Raw genomic sequence first — 16,351 nt, forward strand, 5'->3', positions numbered from 1 at the left:
GAGCATCATGATCTCTCGAGTCACCTCCTCGGCCATGACGCAGACGGCCATGCGGCAGCTGCAGTCCAACCTCTCCGAGCTCGCGCGTCTGCAGGAGCAGGCCACCTCGCAGCGTGCCTTCGCCGCGCCGTCCGACGATCCGGCCGCCGCGGCAGCCGCGCTCGCGCTTCACGCGGAGCAGCGACGCAACGACCAGTACGCGCGCAACATCGACGACGGACTCGCCTGGGTCACGGCGGCCGACGGGGCGATCACCGCGAGCACCTCACTGCTCGGGCGGGTCCGCGACCTCACCGCGCAGGGTGCGAACGACGGCGCGCTCGACGCCGTGGCCAAGGAAGCACTGGCCGTGGAACTCGAAGGCCTCCGCGAGGAGCTCTTCGCCCAGGCGAACACCCGGCTGCTCGGACGCTCCGTGTTCGCCGGAACGTCGGACACGGCAGCCTTCGCCGCCGACTACAGCCACAGTGGCGTACCGGGCGCGGAGGTGACCCGACGGGTCTCCGACGGTGCCTCCGTGCGCGTCGACACCGATGGCGCCGCCGTCTTCGGAACCGGGGACGACTCGGTGTTCGCGTTGGTGGACCGGATCGTCGCCGATCTCCGTTCCGGTACCAACGTCGGACCGCGACTCGCGGAGATCGACGCGCGTCGCACGGCCATGCTCGGGGTCCAGGGGTCGGTGGGCACCCGTCAATCTCAGATCGAACGCGCCAAGGAGGCGGCAGTGCAGAATTCCGTGTCCCTCGAGTCCCGCCGCACGGCGGTCGAGGACGTCGATTCGATCGAAGTGCTCGTGCGCCTCCAGGCGCAGGAACTCGTGTATCGCTCCGCGCTCGCGGTGAACGCGCGGGTGCTCCAGCCGTCGCTGATGGACTTCCTCCGATGACCGCGGCGCTGACTTTCCTCGCCCCGCCTCCCGGACTCGCGCCGCATGTCGACTTCGCCCTGGCCCCGGTCGACGGCGCCGACGGACTGTTCGCGATGCGGGCCGTGCAGGACGCGGAGCTGCGGCTCTACCTCGTCGATCCGCGGACGGTGCTGAGCGAGTACGCGCCGATCCTCACCGACGAGCAGGCCGACGCACTCGCTCTCCGCGAGGCCGAAGATGCACTGATCCTCGTGGTCGCCCACCCGTCGGCGGAGGGCGTGAGCGTGAACCTGCTCGCGCCGGTGATCGTGAACCGTACGACGGGGGCCGCGTCGCAGGTGATCCTCGAGGACCAGGACTATCCGTTGCGCGCACCCTTGGGCTGAGCCGTCGTTCCCGGCCGGTCCAGGCCGTTCTCCCAGCGGAACCACGGCTAATCTGGAAGGGTGATCCTCGCCGTCGACACCTCCCTGGGTACCGCTGTGGCCCTCATCGATGCCGACGGGGACCTCCGCGCCGAGGCGAGTGCAGCCGACCCGCTCGGCCATGCCGAGATCATCGGCGACCTGCTGGTCGAGGTGCTCAGACAGGCCGGAGCTGGAGCGGTGACCCACGTCGTCGCCGGCATGGGACCCGGACCGTTCACCGGACTGCGGATCGGCATCGCCGCGGCACGAGCCTTCGCGCTCGGACGCGACATCCCCGTGATCGCGGTGCCCAGCCATTTCGCGGCCGCGCTCACCGCGACCGAGACCGAGACGGGGCCGTTCGCCGTCGTCACCGACGCGCGCCGACGCGAGGTCGCGATCACGGTCTTCGACGGGATCGACGCCGACGGGATTCCGCACGTCGTCGCCGAGACGGTCCTGGTGCGCGCGGCGGACGCCGACGCACACCTCGACGGCATCCGACGTATCGACGTCGCGACGCTCTCCGCGCGGGACCTCGCCCGGGTCGGCGCGCGCGCCCTCGCCGCCGGTCGTGTGTTGACGGACGATGAGCCCCTCTATCTGCGGAACCCGGATGTGGCGCTGCCCGGTGCCCCGAAGAAGGTGGGGACGTGACGCTCCGCGACGCCGTGGCCGACGACCTCGACGCGATCATGATGATCGAGAACCGCTCCTTCCCGACCGATGCCTGGAGCCGGGAGACCATGGCGTCCGAGCTCGCCAGCTTGCACGGCCGGTACCTGGTCGATGAGCACGAGGGGAGTGTGATCGGTTACGGCGGGGTACGGGCCCTGCGCGGGAGCGCCGACGCCGATATCCAGACCATCGCGCTCCTCAGCGAGTACCGCGGCCAGGGCCGTGGCCGGGCGCTCCTGCGCGCGCTGCTCGCCGCCGCGGCGGAGCGCGGTGCCGGCGAGGTGTTCCTCGAGGTCAGGGCCGACAACCCCGCGGCCGAGGGCCTCTACCTCGCCGAAGGCTTCACCGAGATCGGCCGTCGTCCCCGCTACTATCAGCCGGATGATGTGGACGCGATCGTGATGCGCCTGGACCTGCGCCGCCACCCGGTCGCGCGACACCAGTCCGAGGAGGCGACGGCATGAACGAGCCTCTGGTCCTCGGCATCGAGACGAGCTGCGACGAGACCGGCATCGGAATCGTCCGCGGGCGCACCCTGCTGTCGAACACGATCGCGTCGAGCATGGACGAGCACGCCCGCTACGGCGGCGTCGTGCCCGAGGTCGCGGCCCGGGCGCATCTCGAGGCGCTCCAACCCGCCATCGATGCGGCGCTCGCCGAAGCGGGTGTGGGCCTGGACGAGCTCGACGCGGTGGCCGTCACGAGCGGTCCTGGTCTCGCGGGCGCGCTGATGGTGGGCGTGGGCGCGGCGAAGGGCCTCGCTGTCTCGATCGACAAACCGCTGTATGCCGTCAATCACCTCGTCGGCCACATCGCCGCCGACATCCTGACCGGCGGCTCCGCACCGCTCGAGTATCCGACGATCGCCCTGCTGGTATCCGGTGGGCACACCTCGCTGCTGCACGTCCGCGATCTCACGACCGACGTCGAACTGCTCGGCGAGACCATGGACGACGCCGCAGGCGAAGCCTTCGACAAGGTCGCCCGGCTCCTCTCGCTGCCCTACCCGGGTGGTCCCGAGATCGACCGCGCGGCGGCCGATGGCGATCCGGAGGCTATCCGCTTCCCCCGTGGTCTCTCCCGGGCCTCCGATCTGGCGAAGCATCGCTATGACTTCTCGTTCTCCGGACTGAAGACGGCCGTGGCCCGCTGGGTCGAGCGCTGCGAAGCGGAGGGTGTGGAGGTTCCGGTGGCCGACGTCGCCGCGAGCTTCCGTGAGGCCGTCGTCGATGTGCTCGTGACCAAGGCGCTCGCCGCCTGCGCGGATCTCGGCGTGCCGAGACTGCTCCTCGGCGGCGGGGTGATCGCGAACCGGCGCCTGCGCGAGGTCGCCCTCCGACGTGCCTCCGAGGCCGGCGTCACCGTCCGCATTCCCCCTCTCTCGCTGTGCACCGACAACGGCGCCATGATCGCGGCCCTGGCGTCGGAGCTGATCTCCTCGGGGCGTCCGCCGTCGCGCTTGACGTTCGGCGCGGACTCGACCCTTCCGGTGACCGAGATCCAGATCGCGGAGGGGGCGCCCGCATGAGCGACACCTCGGGTGCGGCCGAGGCGAAGGCCTCACCCACCCCGCCGACGCGCATCGAGAGCCCGAGCGAGCAGGTCGAGCAGCATCCGGCTGCGGCCGCGCGGCTTCCTGGAGCCCGCCGGGAGGGGTATGCCAAGTTCCCCACCGGCCCTGTCGGCATCGAACCCGTGGTCGCGAGCGGTCCCGACATCGACGCGCGAGACGACGTGGAGTGGGAGCCGTCGACCGATGCCTCGCCCATCGACGACACTCGACTCGCTCCGTGGGCGCTGCTGGCGGCGATCGTCGCGCTCGGAGCCTCGTTCTTCGTCGGCTGGGGGATCCCCGTCGCGATCGTCGCGGTCATCGCTGCGGCCATGTCGTTGCGTCGCCCGGTCGAGAGCCGGGCGATCGCGCGGTGGGCGCTCGTGCTGGGTCTCTGCGCGACCGTCTACAGTCTGGGGTGGCTGGTCTGGGCGGGCATGCAGTTCGAGAGGCTCGGGTGACCGGATGCTCGACGCCGAGGAATCGGAGGAGCTGCGCTCCCTGCACGCACGGGCCTATGGCCGCGACTCCGCACTGACGGCCGCTGAGGCGGTGCGGCTCCGCGAACTCGAGGACCGCCGGCGGACCACGGCCGCTGCGCCGAAGAGCGAGGAGCCGACGCAGCTCGAGGAGCCGGCGCAGCTCCCGCACGCGCCGCACGTCGATGGGACGGATTCCGTCGGGCCGTCGCCGGGTGAGCGCCGCGATGACCCCTCGACGGCGGATCGGTCGGGAGGCGAGATGTCCGAGCCGATCGCGGAGGCACACGCCTCACCGGGATCGTCGCTACGGTCGTTGCTCGCCGTGACGCGATCGCACTGGCGACCGGTCGCCCTCGCCACCGTGGCCGTACTCCTGGTCGGGTTGGGTGTGGGGTGGCTCGCCTTCGGTCGGTCCCACGACGCACCCGTCGCGCTGTCCCCTGAGCAGCAGCAGTGGGAGGACGACCTCGTCGCGGGTGGGGACTACGATCCCGGCTCGGTCCGTGCGCTCGGGGTGGAGGAGGGAGCGGTCATCTGGACCGCGACGAAGGACGGTCGCGAGCGCACCTGTCTGATTCTGAGCACGGGCGATGTGACCCTGCCGAACTGCGACGAGACGGAGTCCGTGTCCGCGCAGGGCATCTACGGTTCGATCACGGTGCGCTCCGAAGAAGACCTGCAGCGGCAGATCAGCGCGCAGATGCTCTTCACCGCGTCGGGTGAGCCTGCGGTCGCGGTGAACTCGTACGACTACGATCCGACGCAGACGGGGATCACGTATGCGAACGAGGAGGAGTCGCAGACCGCGGCGCGACTGACGCGCGAGGGGTTCGACGCCGGTTCCCTCTGGGTGGTCGGCTACGACGGCGACGTCCCGCTCTGGACGGCCGTGCAGAGCGACACGCAGAACTCCTGTCTGATCTACGACGGATCCACCGACGATTCCCCGCAGACGTGCCTCGATCCCGAGACGATGCAGGAGCAGGGGGCGAGTCTGGTCCTCAACGTCGTCGACGCCGATTCCGGTGCCGTCACGCACTTCGAACTCGCCTCGAGCACAGGCCCCGGCTACCTCGTCATCACCCATGAAGCGGACGCCACCGGTGCAGCCGAGGACTGACGCCGAGGAGCTTCGGGCGCTGCAGCAGCGGGCCTACGGCCGCGGGACACGGCTGACGGAGGGGGAGGCCGAGCGCCTGCGCGAACTGGAGGAGCAGCGCCGCTCTCCGATCGAGCCCCCGCCGTCGGCTGTCGACGAGGCCGGTGCAGATCCCTCGGCGGACGACGAGGGTCCCCCTGCGGAACAAGCGCCTGCGGACGCGTCGGTCGAACCTTCCGTGCCGGTCGCGCCTGCCGTCAGCGACGAACCCGTGCCTCGCCGGGGCGCGCTGCGGCAGCACGTCGTGGCTGCGATCGCGGGGGTCGCCGTCGTGCTCGCGGTCGGCATCGGAGCCGGCTGGGCACTGTTCTCGCCGCGGGACGCGAGTATTCCCCTGACCGGAGAGCAGCAGCAGCGACGTGCCGAACTCTCGGCCTCGACGTTCGATCCCGGCTCCGTCCGTGCGGTCGCCGAGTCGGACGACGCCCTTGTCTGGTACGCGACCAGGGAGGACGGCGCCCTGAGCTGCATGGTCCTCGATGTGAGCGGTCGGGAGCAGACGGACTGCCTCCCGGTCGACGAGGTCGACAACGGGTTGACCGCGGTTCTCCCCGTGGAAGCGGACGGGACGATCGGCGAGGAGTCTTCCGGCGACGGTGCCTTCGGCGTGGAGACGGTCATCGCCACGTTGCGCCTGTCGGTCGACGGTGAGCCGATGGTGGGGATCCAGCGCTGGGGCGGACCGTCGTCGCTGGCGGCGGAGTTCCCGGAAGCGGTGCGCGATCGCGCCGAGGAGCTCGCGGCGGACGGCTTCGGCTTCGGGCTCTCATTGATCACCATGTTCCGGGGGGAGCCCGTCTGGCTCGCCGACCGCCTCTCGGCGCAGGGCACGACGGACAGGTGCCTGATCGTCGACGCGGGCGGACCCATGGCGTGCGTACCGTTCGAGACGGCGGTGGAAGGAGGGCTCGCCACGCAGGTCGTCGACGACGACACGCGCGACGGCAGGGCGACGATCACGGCGCTCGAGCTGAGGTTCACAGGGCAGCAGAACGCGTATCTGGTGGTCGCCGAGGGCGTGCCCGTCGCCACCGTCCCGACGGGCGAGTCGTTCTTCGTCGATGCGCCACCCGGAGACCCGATCGAGATCGCACCGCCGGGGGCGGGAATCGGCGGCTGAAAACGGATCAGCTCGCGGCGGAGACCCGGTCGGCGAGGATCGCCACGCGTCGATCGCCGATGCGGGCGAGGATCAGCGTCGCCTCCTGGTCTCCCCGCAGCGTGAGCTTCTTGCGGAAGGACGCCGGGTCGACGTCGACCCCACGCTTCTTGATCTCGAGTCGCCCGATGTCGTGCGCCTTCAGCGCTGTGCTGATCGCCTTGGGGTTCGCCGGCATCGTCGCGCGCACGCGGAAGGACTGCACGAAGGGGCTCGTCAGCGCCGAATCGGAGGTCAGGTAGGCGATGTGCTCGTCGAGCATCCCGGCGTCGAGGCTCCTGGCCACATCGCCGATCAGACGCGCACGGATGACGGCACCGTCGGGTTCGTGCAGGAAGGCGCCGAGCTCACGCACCGGCTCATCGACGGCATCTGCGGGTGCGGTGAGCTCGTGAGACCGGTCGTCGCGGATCACCAGGGCCGCGCGGCGGACCCCTTCACGGGCGAGGGCGCCGCTCCACACCACGAGCTCGACGACACTGCCGTCGGCGCTCACCCACTGCGACTCCGCGTCGGCGGGCAGCGCATCTCGGTCGTGCGCGGGGCCGAGCTTGATGCCCGTGGACACGCGGCGGGCGACGTCGAACGCCCAGTCGAGGGAGGGGGAGTAGTCGTCGGCCGACACGCGCCGCGTCTCACCGTGACCGGAGGTGCGTCGGGCGGGATCCATCCAGATCGCCCGGTCGTCCGCGGCGGGCATCGTCTCGAAGGCGTCTTCGGCGGTGTCGTGGCGCACCCTCGCGCTGTCACCGAACGGCGCGAGGTTGTAGGCGGCGATCGCGGCGGTGACCTCATCGGCGTCGACCGCCAGCACGTCGAGCCCGGCCCCGGTGAAGGCCAGAGCGTCACCGCCGATCCCGCAACCGAGGTCGGCCACAGCGGTGAATCCCGCGCTGCGGATCCGCTGCGCGTGGCGAGCGGCGACTCCGAGCCTGGTGGCCTGCTCCAGGCCCGCCCGGGTGAACAGCATGCGTCCGGCGAACGGTCCGAACTTGGCGGCAGCCTTGGACCGCAGGTGAGCCTGTCCGACGACCGCGGAGACCAGGTCGGGGGAGTGGCCGGCGGCGCGCAGCCTCGAGACCGCGCGAGCGACGTCGGAACTCGATCCGACCGTCCCGACAGCGTCGAGGAGTTCGAGACCGGCGGGGGTCAGCAGGGCGCGCAGCTCGGACATCTCCACGCCCTCAGCCTAATTCCCCGCCACGCGCGGAGCCGTCTCGAGCGGGTGTGCTGGCACTCGCATTGCGTGAGTGCCAGCACACCGCCTACACTGGCATTAGCACTCTCGGGTTGAGAGTGCGAACAAGTCTTTCGTGTCAGCGTCAAGAAAGAAGAGGTAGACCGTGTCGGTTTCCATCAAGCCGCTCGAGGACCGGATCGTCATCAAGCAGGTCGAGGCCGAGCAGACCACCGCGAGTGGCCTGGTCATCCCCGACACCGCCAAGGAGAAGCCCCAGGAGGGCGAGGTCGTGGCGGTCGGCCCCGGCCGTATCGATGACAACGGCAACCGTGTTCCGATCGACGTCGCCGTCGGCGACCGCGTGCTCTACAGCAAGTACGGCGGCACCGAGGTGAAGTTTGGCGCAGACGAGTTCCTCGTCCTGTCCGCTCGCGACGTCCTGGCGGTCGTCGTCCGCTGATCTGCGGAACCTGATCCGGCCCCTCCGCGGGTCAGGGTCGAGGTCCTCGAAGGGGCCCGGATGCATCGGCATCCGGGCCCCTTCTGCATTCCCGGCGCTAGTGTTGTGCGGTGACCCCTGAGACGACCCGCGCCACCCGGACCGCGGGGGTCGCGTACGCCGGAGCCGCCTACCTGCTCTGGGGCGTGCTTCCGCTCTACTTCCTCCTGCTCGCACCGACCGGGCCGTGGGAGGTCGTCGCCTGGCGGGTGCTGCTGTCGTTCGTGTTCTGCCTCCTGCTGCTCACCGTCACCCGCGGGTGGGCCGCGTTCCGAGCGATCCTCCGGCAGCCCCGGCTGCTCGGCTGGACGGCGCTCGCCGGGCTCCTGATCTACGTCAACTGGCAGGTGTTCCTCATCGGAACCCTCAGCGACAACGTGATCGAGACGAGCCTGGGCTACTTCATCAATCCGATCACCACGGTGCTGCTCGGGGTCTTCGTCTTGAAGGAACGCATCCGTCGGCTGCAGTGGGCGGCGATCGCCATCGCCGCGATCGCCGTCGTCGTGATCATCGTGGCCTACCGTGCCTTCCCGTGGATCGCGCTCTCGCTGACCGCATCCTTCGGTATCTATGGACTCATCAAGAAGAAGATCGGTCCGGCGGTCGATGCCGTCAGCGGGCTCACCCTCGAGTCGTTCTGGCTGATCCCGATCGCCGTCGCGCAGCTGATCGTGGTGTCGATGACGCCGGCGGGCATCACGATGGGCGCGAACGGAGGGGTGCACGCTCTGCTGCTGGCGTTCGCGGGAGTCGCGACGGCGGTACCGCTGCTGTTGTTCGCCGCGGGAACCCGGCGGATCAACCTCACGGTGATCGGCATGATCCAGTTCATCACCCCGGTGATGCAGTTCCTCATCGGCGCCGTCGTCCTGAAGGAGCCGATGCCGCCGGAGCGCTGGGCGGGATTCATCCTCGTCTGGATCGCTATCGCCGTGTTCCTCGTCGATCTGCTGCTCGCCGGGCGCCGCGGCCGTCGGATCGCTGCGACCGAACTCGTCTGAACCCGGGTCTCTTCTCCGCCCGAACCCGGTCTCGGATCGTTAACGCACCGAGATACTTGCGATCCCTGCACGCGGGTATCACGGCCTAGTGTTAGAGCACCCGCCTGTGGTCACAATCCACGTTCAGTTACGCAAGGGAGCATCATGAACGCACTGAAGGGCTCGCGCACCGCGAAGGTCTTCGCCGGGATCGCTTTGATCAGCGCATCCGCCATCGTCGTCGCCGGCTGCAGCAGCACGCCGAACGCCGAGCCGAGCGAGGGTGGTGAGAAGCCGGCCGTCGATCTGACGCTCAAGCTCGGCTCGCTCCTGCCCGCGACCGGTTCGCTCGCGTTCCTCGGCGCTCCGATGGAGGCCGGTGTCCAGCTGGCCGTCAACCAGATCAACGAGGCTGACGCCGGCGTGACCATCGACCTCACCACCGCCGACGAGGGCGACCTCGACAACAAGGCGTATGAGACCTCGATCACCAACCTGCAGAACGCCGGCATCACGGCCATGGTCGGTGCCGCATCGTCGAGCGTCACCAAGCTCATCCTCGACGGCAACGCCGGTGCGGGCATCCTCACCGTCTCGCCGTCGAACACGTCCCCGGACTTCACGGGCATCAACCCGCTGTACTTCCGCACGGCGCCGAGCGACAACCTCCAGGGCGAGGTCCTCGGCAACGAGATCGCCGAGGACGGTCACAAGACGCTCGGCATCATCTACCAGAACGACCCGTACGGCACCGGTCTCTTCGAAGCCATCAAGGCGACGTTCGAGAGCACCGGCGGCGAGGTCGTCGCAGATGCGTCCTACAACCAGGGCGACGGCCAGTTCAACGCGCAGGTCTCGGAGATCGCTGCGGCGAACCCCGACGCCGTGGCCGTCGTGTCGTACGACCAGTTCGCGACCATCGCGCCGCTCCTCGGCAACGCCGGGGTCGACACCGGTTCGCTGTACCTCGTCGACGGCAACCTCAAGGACTGGGGAACCGACATCCCGGTCAGCCTCGAGGGCTCGAAGGGCACCCGCGCCGGTGCCGAGCTGCCGCAGGACTTCCTCGACCAGCTGAACGAGGTCTGGACGGCTGACGGCAACGACCCGATCGACGCCGTGACGTACTCCGCGGAGGCGTACGACGCCGTCGTCCTGATGGCGCTGTCGGCTCTGGCCGCCGGCTCGGTCGAGGGTGCGGACATGGCGGAGCAGATGCGCACCGTCTCCGGTGGCGACGGCGATGGCGAGAAGTGCTCCACGTTCGCGGAGTGCGCCGACATCATCAACGGCGGCGGCACGGCGGACTACGACGGCCTCTCGGGCGAGATCACGTTCGACGAGAACAACGACCCGAAGGGCGCCGCGATCGGCGTCTACGAGTTCGACGCCGACAACGTCACCTCGCGCATCAAGTAATCGCGCACAGGAAGGCCCCGGATGCATGCCATCCCGGGGCCTTCTTCTGTGCGGTCACCCTGCTCCGGTCGCAAAAAGGCTCGGTATCCGCGTGGATACCGAGCCTTTTCGCGACCGGAACGTCAGGCAGCGTCGGTCCCGAGCGTCCCCAGGTAGAGGCCGATGACCTTCGGATCGTTCAACAGCTCGCGACCGGAACCCTCGTAGGCGTCCTTGCCCTGATCGAGCACGTAGCCGCGGTCGCAGATCTGTAGGCAGCGCCGGGCGTTCTGCTCCACCATGATCGTCGTCACGCCGGCCTTGTTGATGTCGGAGACCCGGATGAAGGCATCGTCCTGCCGCACGGGGGAGAGGCCGGCCGACGGCTCGTCGAGCAGCAGCACGGAGGGGTCCATCATGAGCGCCCGGGACATCGCGACCATCTGCCGCTCACCGCCCGAGAGCGATCCGGCGCGCTGCTTGAGGCGCTTGCCGAGCTCGGCGAAGATGCTGCTCACGAACTCGAGGCGCTCGGCGAAGATCTTCGGATTCTGGTAGAGCCCCATCTCCAGGTTCTCCTGGATCGTGAGCGAGGGGAACACGTTGTTCGTCTGCGGCACGAAGGCCACACCGCGGCGGACGAGCTTGTCGGCCTTGAGGCCCACGATGCTCTCGCCCTTCACCGTGACGTCGCCCGAGCGGATCTCGACCATGCCGAAGATCGCCTTGAGCAGGGTGGACTTGCCGGCGCCGTTCGGTCCGATGATGCCGATCAACTCGCCCTTGTGGGCCACGAGGTTGGCTCCGTTGAGGATGTTCACTCCCGGCAGGTAGCCGGCGTGCACATCGGTCAGCTCGACGATGACGTCGTCGTTCTTGATCTCGTTGCGTTCGACGGGGGCGTCGGTCATGACTTCTTCTCCTCGATGTCCTCAGCCTCTTCTTCGGCCTCGACCTCGGTCTCGATCTTCTCCCGGATGCGGATCGCGTCCTCCTCCGAGATCACGGGGAGGCGACCGGTGACGGCACCGAGATCGAGATCCTGGTGCGCCCCGAGGTAGGCGTCCACGACGGCGGGATCCTCCATGACCTGGTCGGGCGGCCCCTCGGCCACGACCCGCCCCTCGGCCATCACGACCACCCAGTCGGCGATGTGCCGGACCATGTGCATGTCGTGCTCGACGAACAGCACGGTCATCCCCTGCTCCTTGAGGTCGAGGATGTGCTCGAGCAAGGACTGTGTGAGGGCGGGATTGACGCCGGCCATCGGCTCATCGAGCATGACCAGGGTCGGATCGCTCATGAGGGCGCGGGCCATCTCGAGGAGCTTGCGCTGACCGCCCGAGAGCGATGCCGCGAAGTCCTGCTCCTTGGCGTCGAGCTTGAAGCGGGTGAGGAGTTCGTGCGCGCGCGCCTCGATCTCCTGGTCCTGCGTGCGCCAGAGGAAGGGGAACAAGCCCGCCCAGAACCCTTCGCCGCGCTGGTCCTTCGCGCCGAGTTTCATGTTCTCGAGCACGGTGAGCAGCGACAGCGACTTGGTCAGCTGGAACGTGCGCACCTGTCCCATCCTCGCCACCTTGAAGGAGGGGATGCCTGAGAGGTTCTTGCCGTCGAACGACCAGGTGCCGGCGTTCGGCTTGTCGAAGCCGCACAGCAGGTTGAACAGGGTCGTCTTCCCGGCACCGTTCGGACCGATCAGGGCGGTGATCGCCCCGCGAGGGATCTCCAGGTGATCGACGTCGACCGCGGTGAGGCCGCCGAAGCGGCGCTCCACGGCATCGGCGATGAGGATCGGGTCGACCTTCTTGACCCCGGGGGCTGCGGGACCGGCGGCGAGACCGCCGGTCTTGGCGCGGGGTGTGGTCTTCGCGGGCGTGACCGCCGCGTCGTCGTTACTTGACAAAGGTCATCTCCCTCTTGTTTCCGAGGATGCCCTGGGGGCGGAAAATGACGATCAGCATCAGCACGACACCGATCACGATGTACCGCACGACGTCGGCTTGCGCGCTGGACATCGGGAGGTAGCCGGCGTTCGCCATCGCGGGGAGGAGCGCGCCGAGGAAGGCGAACACCACCCAGAACAGCACGGCGCCGAGTGTGGGTCCGAGCACGGTCGCCGCACCTCCGAGGAGGAGGATCGTCCACAGGAAGAACGTCAGCGACGTGGAGTAGCTGCCGGGGATCACCGCGGACGGCAGGATGAACACGACGCCGCCGAGGGCACCGATCACGCCACCCACCACGAGGGCCTGCATCTTGTAGGCGAAGACGTTCTTGCCGAGCGAGCGCACCGCGTCCTCATCCTCGCGGATGCCCTTGAGCACACGACCCCACGGGCTGCGCATGAGCGCCCACACCACGAGCACCGCCACCGCGAGACTGATCAGACCGACGACCCGGACCCAGAGGTCCGTCGCGTTGTAGGTCCACGGTCCGAAGCCGTAGGTGCCGGGAGGGAACGGGTTCGCATCGCGGAAGCTCTGGTGATAGCCCGAGAGTCCGCCCGCCGAGTTCGTCCAGTCCTTGAACAGCTCGGTCACGAACAACAGGCGCACCACCTCGGCGGTCGCGATGGTCGCGATGGCCAGATAGTCGGCGCGCAGACGGAGGGTGGGGATACCGAGCACGAGAGCGAACACCGCCCCGCCGAGCAGGCCGACCAGAAGCGCCGCCCACCAGGGGAAGCCGAACGTCAGGATCGAGATCGCATAGCCGTAGGCGCCGATGGCCATGAAGGCCGCCATGCCGAAGTTGAGCAGTCCGGTGTATCCGAAGTGCACGGCGAGGCCCGTTGCCGCGAGCGCGTAGGCGATCGTCGTCGGGCTGAAGAGATAGGAGGCGGTGTTGCCGAAAATACTGCCGAAGTCCATGCGTCAGCCCAACCTTTCCTTGCGCCCGAGGATGCCCTGCGGTCGCACCAGCAGGATCACGATCAGTGCGACCAGTGCTGTCGCGTACTTGAGGTCTGTCGGTACGCCGAACAAGGTCGACACCTCGACCGCGAGGCCGACGATGATCGAGCCGATCAGGGCGCCGATCGCGGAGCCGAGACCGCCGAGCGTGATCGCACAGAACATCAGCAGCAGCATCTGCATACCCATGTCCCACTTGACCCCGGGGCGGAAGTACGCCCACAGGATGCCGGAGATCGCCGCGAGCGTGCCGGCCAGGATCCACACCGTGCGGATCACCTTGTCGACGTCGATGCCCGATGCGGCGGCCAGCTGCGGGTTGTCCGAGATCGCTCGGGTCGCCTTTCCGGTGCGGGTCCTGGTGAGGAAGAAGGCCACGCCGAGGATCACGATGATGCTCGTCGCCATCGCGATCATGTCGATGTAGGAGAGCGAGATGGGCCCGAGCTTGATCGGCTCGGGACTCGCGCCCGGCAGCTGGTAGGTGCTCCCGCCGATCATGTACTGCATGCCGTAGCGCAGGGCGAGGGAGAGGCCGATGCTCACGATCATCAGTTGGACGACACCCAGGCCTCGGCGGCGCAGAGGCTTCCAGATCCCCGCATCCAGGGCCCAGCCGAGTGCCGCACCGCCCACGACCGCGGCGAGGATGCCGAGCCAGGGCGGAAGGTTCCAGAACGTGGTGAAGAGCAGCATGACCACCGCGCCCCACGTGACCATCTCACCGTGGGCGAAGTTCGACAGGCGGGTAGTCCCGTAGATCAGCGCGGCGCCCATGGAGGCGAGGCCGAGCAGGAGACCGAAGTTCAGCCCGCCCACCATGCGCGAGAGGAGCTGATCGAGGAAGGAGACCGTCACCCGTTCGCCGGCACCGAGGAAGAAGTTGACGATCTTGGTCCCGGTGAGGCCGAATTCGAGCTCGAACGAGGCCGTCGTCCCCGACACCGGTTGGATGCCTTCGGGGAGCTGGGTCGCGTCGACGATCACTCCGTCCGGAAGCGTGGATTCGTCGACCGTGAGGGTGTACGTCTCCTTCTCGGGCACGTACAGGCGCCACTTGCCCTCGGCGTCGGTCTCGGTCTCGGCCTCGAAGCCGTTGCCCTCGATGGACATGACGACGCCTTCGACGGGCTCGTCCGCGTTGGTGACGACGCCGGCGAAGTAGAAGTCGGTGATCTCCTGTCCGTCGTCCGTCGTCTCGGCCGAGGCCGATGAAGGGGGCAGGAGCAAGACGGCGCTGAGCGCCATGAGGATACCGAGGAAGGCGACCAGCCAGGGGCGCTTTCGATGCACGGCGATTGTTGTGGGTCCCACGCAACCTCCACTTTGAGTGCTGTGTCTCCGCGGTGTCGGGTTCGACCGCGGGGATGGACGACGCACTTGAGCGTAATGCGCGATCGGCGAATCACCTACCGTCGGGGCCAACGGTCCGGTAACGACGGGGATCTGGGAATGTTCTCGGGCGTGTCTCGCTTAGAATCTTCATACGGGCCGCTGCCCCGCGAACGGCCGACGTCGACCACCCCCTCGCACTCGGACATGCGCGACACGCGCAGAAGGAGACTCCATGGAACAGCACGATCCCTTCGGCTTCGTCGGACTGACGTACGATGACGTGCTGCTCCTGCCCGGGCACACCGACGTGATCCCCAGCGAGGCGGACACCTCGTCGAGGATCACGCGGCGCATCTCGGTCGCCACCCCGCTGCTGTCGAGCGCGATGGACACCGTGACGGAGTCGCGCATGGCGATCGCGATGGCGCGTGAGGGCGGCATCGGCATCCTCCACCGCAACCTCTCCATCGCGGATCAGGCCGCGCACGTCGACCGCGTCAAGCGCAGCGAATCGGGCATGATCACCGACCCCATCACGACCACGCAGGACGCCACGGTCGAAGAGGTCGACAACCTGTGCGCGAAGTACCGCATCTCGGGTCTCCCCGTCGTCGACGACGAGGGCAAGCTCGTCGGCATCATCACCAACCGCGACATGCGCTTCGTCTCCGGCTTCGAGCGTCAGAGCACCTTCGTCAAGGACGTCATGACGCGGGAGAACCTCGTGACCGCTCCGGTCGGCGTCGCCGCCGGCGAGGTCATCGCCCTGTTCGCCAAGCACCGTGTCGAGAAGCTGCCGCTGATCGACGGCGACGGCAAGCTCGCAGGGCTGATCACCATCAAGGACTTCGACAAGAGCGAGAAGTACCCGCTCGCGACCAAGGACGACCAGGGGCGACTCCGCGTCGGTGCGGCCATCGGCTTCTTCGGAGACGCGTGGGAGCGCGCGGAGGCGCTGCGTGACGCGGGTGTCGACGTGCTGGTCGTCGATACCGCCAACGGACAGTCCCAGGGCGTGATCGACCTCGTCCGCCGTCTGAAGGCCGACACATCGTTCGAGCACATCGACGTCATCGGGGGGAACGTGGCGACCCGGGAAGGCGCGCAGGCTCTGGTCGACGCCGGCGTCGACGCGGTGAAGGTCGGCGTCGGACCCGGATCCATCTGCACCACCCGCGTCGTCGCGGGCGTGGGCGTGCCCCAGGTCACGGCCGTCTACGAGGCGTCGCTCGCCGCTCGTCCCGCCGGTGTCCCGGTGATCGCCGATGGTGGTCTGCAGTACTCGGGCGACATCGCGAAGGCCCTCGTCGCCGGCGCCGATGCGGTGATGCTCGGTTCGCTCCTGGCCGGCACCGACGAGTCGCCCGGCGAGATCGTCTTCCAATCGGGCAAGCAGTTCAAGCAGTATCGCGGCATGGGCTCGCTGGGTGCGATGCAGACGCGCGGCAAGCAGACCTCGTACTCCAAGGACCGCTACTTCCAGGCCGATGTCCCGAGCGACGACAAGCTGATCCCGGAGGGCATCGAAGGGCAGGTCCCGTATCGCGGGCCGCTCGCCGCCGTGGCCTATCAGCTGGTCGGAGGCCTCCGGCAGTCGATGTTCTACGTCGGCGCGCGCACCATCGAAGAGCTCAAGACGCGGGGCAAGTTCGTCCGCATCACCTCGGCGGGGCTCAAGGAGTCGCACCCGCACGACGTGCAGATCGTGGTCGAAGCACCGAACTACAAGAAGTAAC

The 16,351-nt window shown here is 68.5% G+C and carries 17 protein-coding genes; 12 read left to right on the plus strand and 5 right to left on the minus strand.

Annotated elements, in window-relative coordinates:
- Positions 1 to 7: 7 nt before the first annotated feature.
- Genes flgL through LRQ07_RS04555 form a run of 8 tightly spaced genes read left to right on the plus strand, consistent with a single transcriptional unit; the run spans position 8 to position 6,269 of the window.
- Positions 8 to 889: a flagellar hook-associated protein FlgL gene (gene flgL, locus LRQ07_RS04520; protein WP_047524155.1), complete on the plus strand. Its 882-nt coding sequence runs from the start codon at positions 8 to 10 to the stop codon at positions 887 to 889.
- A complete protein-coding gene (locus LRQ07_RS04525; protein WP_131492573.1) occupies positions 886 to 1,257 on the plus strand; it encodes a flagellar assembly protein FliW in 372 nt (123 codons plus the stop codon). Before flgL ends, LRQ07_RS04525 begins: the two co-directional genes overlap by 4 nt.
- A gap of 60 nt (positions 1,258 to 1,317) precedes the next feature.
- Positions 1,318 to 1,935, plus strand: a complete 618-nt coding sequence (gene tsaB / locus LRQ07_RS04530) for a tRNA (adenosine(37)-N6)-threonylcarbamoyltransferase complex dimerization subunit type 1 TsaB (protein WP_256535956.1) — start codon at positions 1,318 to 1,320, stop codon at positions 1,933 to 1,935.
- Entirely contained in the window at positions 1,932 to 2,420 is a 489-nt protein-coding gene (gene rimI / locus LRQ07_RS04535) for a ribosomal protein S18-alanine N-acetyltransferase (RefSeq protein WP_256535958.1), read from the plus strand. Before tsaB ends, rimI begins: the two co-directional genes overlap by 4 nt.
- On the plus strand, positions 2,417 to 3,484 hold the full coding sequence (tsaD, locus tag LRQ07_RS04540) for a tRNA (adenosine(37)-N6)-threonylcarbamoyltransferase complex transferase subunit TsaD (RefSeq protein ID WP_256535959.1): 1,068 nt from the start codon (positions 2,417 to 2,419) through the stop codon (positions 3,482 to 3,484). Before rimI ends, tsaD begins: the two co-directional genes overlap by 4 nt.
- Positions 3,481 to 3,969, plus strand: coding sequence for a hypothetical protein (locus LRQ07_RS04545; protein ID WP_256535960.1), 489 nt, complete (start codon positions 3,481 to 3,483; stop codon positions 3,967 to 3,969). Before tsaD ends, LRQ07_RS04545 begins: the two co-directional genes overlap by 4 nt.
- A 4-nt stretch (positions 3,970 to 3,973) precedes the next feature.
- Complete coding sequence (locus tag LRQ07_RS04550; RefSeq protein WP_256535961.1) at positions 3,974 to 5,110, plus strand: hypothetical protein; 1,137 nt, start codon at positions 3,974 to 3,976, stop codon at positions 5,108 to 5,110.
- The gene (locus LRQ07_RS04555) at positions 5,076 to 6,269 is read left to right on the plus strand and encodes a hypothetical protein (RefSeq protein WP_256535962.1); all 1,194 of its coding nucleotides are present in this window, start codon (positions 5,076 to 5,078) and stop codon (positions 6,267 to 6,269) included. The genes LRQ07_RS04550 and LRQ07_RS04555 overlap by 35 nt, the downstream gene beginning before the upstream one ends.
- Before the next feature lie 7 nt (positions 6,270 to 6,276).
- Here LRQ07_RS04555 and LRQ07_RS04560 read toward each other — a convergent pair whose 3' ends face one another.
- Positions 6,277 to 7,488 (minus strand): class I SAM-dependent methyltransferase, encoded by a 1,212-nt coding sequence (locus tag LRQ07_RS04560; protein WP_256535963.1) that lies wholly within the window; start codon positions 7,486 to 7,488, stop codon positions 6,277 to 6,279.
- 163 nt (positions 7,489 to 7,651) lie between these two features.
- Between LRQ07_RS04560 and groES the strand changes: the two genes are divergently transcribed.
- From groES to LRQ07_RS04575, 3 genes are all read left to right on the plus strand, one after another.
- On the plus strand, positions 7,652 to 7,948 hold the full coding sequence (gene groES / locus LRQ07_RS04565; protein WP_047524164.1) for a co-chaperone GroES: 297 nt from the start codon (positions 7,652 to 7,654) through the stop codon (positions 7,946 to 7,948).
- A 110-nt stretch (positions 7,949 to 8,058) separates the two neighbouring features.
- Positions 8,059 to 8,991 carry an EamA family transporter RarD gene (gene rarD, locus LRQ07_RS04570; RefSeq protein WP_153243674.1) on the plus strand — a complete coding sequence of 311 codons (933 nt, stop codon included), beginning with the start codon at positions 8,059 to 8,061 and terminating at the stop codon, positions 8,989 to 8,991.
- Positions 8,992 to 9,135: 144 nt separating this feature from the next.
- Positions 9,136 to 10,389, plus strand: coding sequence for an ABC transporter substrate-binding protein (locus LRQ07_RS04575; protein ID WP_047524166.1), 1,254 nt, complete (start codon positions 9,136 to 9,138; stop codon positions 10,387 to 10,389).
- 122 nt (positions 10,390 to 10,511) lie between these two features.
- Here the strand turns inward: LRQ07_RS04575 and LRQ07_RS04580 are convergent, their stop codons facing one another.
- Genes LRQ07_RS04580 through LRQ07_RS04595 form a run of 4 tightly spaced genes read right to left on the minus strand, consistent with a single transcriptional unit; the run spans position 10,512 to position 14,528 of the window.
- Positions 10,512 to 11,279, minus strand: a complete 768-nt coding sequence (locus tag LRQ07_RS04580; protein ID WP_047524167.1) for an ABC transporter ATP-binding protein — start codon at positions 11,277 to 11,279, stop codon at positions 10,512 to 10,514.
- The gene (locus LRQ07_RS04585; protein WP_052193800.1) at positions 11,276 to 12,271 is read right to left on the minus strand and encodes an ABC transporter ATP-binding protein; all 996 of its coding nucleotides are present in this window, start codon (positions 12,269 to 12,271) and stop codon (positions 11,276 to 11,278) included. Before LRQ07_RS04585 ends, LRQ07_RS04580 begins: the two co-directional genes overlap by 4 nt.
- Positions 12,261 to 13,238, minus strand: a complete 978-nt coding sequence (locus LRQ07_RS04590; protein ID WP_131492557.1) for a branched-chain amino acid ABC transporter permease — start codon at positions 13,236 to 13,238, stop codon at positions 12,261 to 12,263. Before LRQ07_RS04590 ends, LRQ07_RS04585 begins: the two co-directional genes overlap by 11 nt.
- 3 nt (positions 13,239 to 13,241) lie before the next feature.
- Positions 13,242 to 14,528, minus strand: coding sequence for a branched-chain amino acid ABC transporter permease (locus LRQ07_RS04595; protein WP_081997086.1), 1,287 nt, complete (start codon positions 14,526 to 14,528; stop codon positions 13,242 to 13,244).
- Between the two features lie 319 nt (positions 14,529 to 14,847).
- Here LRQ07_RS04595 and guaB point away from each other — a divergent pair, with 319 nt between their 5' ends.
- A complete protein-coding gene (gene guaB, locus LRQ07_RS04600; RefSeq protein WP_131492556.1) occupies positions 14,848 to 16,350 on the plus strand; it encodes an IMP dehydrogenase in 1,503 nt (500 codons plus the stop codon).
- The last annotated feature ends 1 nt before the right edge of the window (position 16,351 follow it).

The sequence above is a fragment of the Microbacterium sp. J1-1 genome (assembly GCF_024498615.1).
Classification (GTDB): domain Bacteria; phylum Actinomycetota; class Actinomycetes; order Actinomycetales; family Microbacteriaceae; genus Microbacterium; species Microbacterium aurugineum.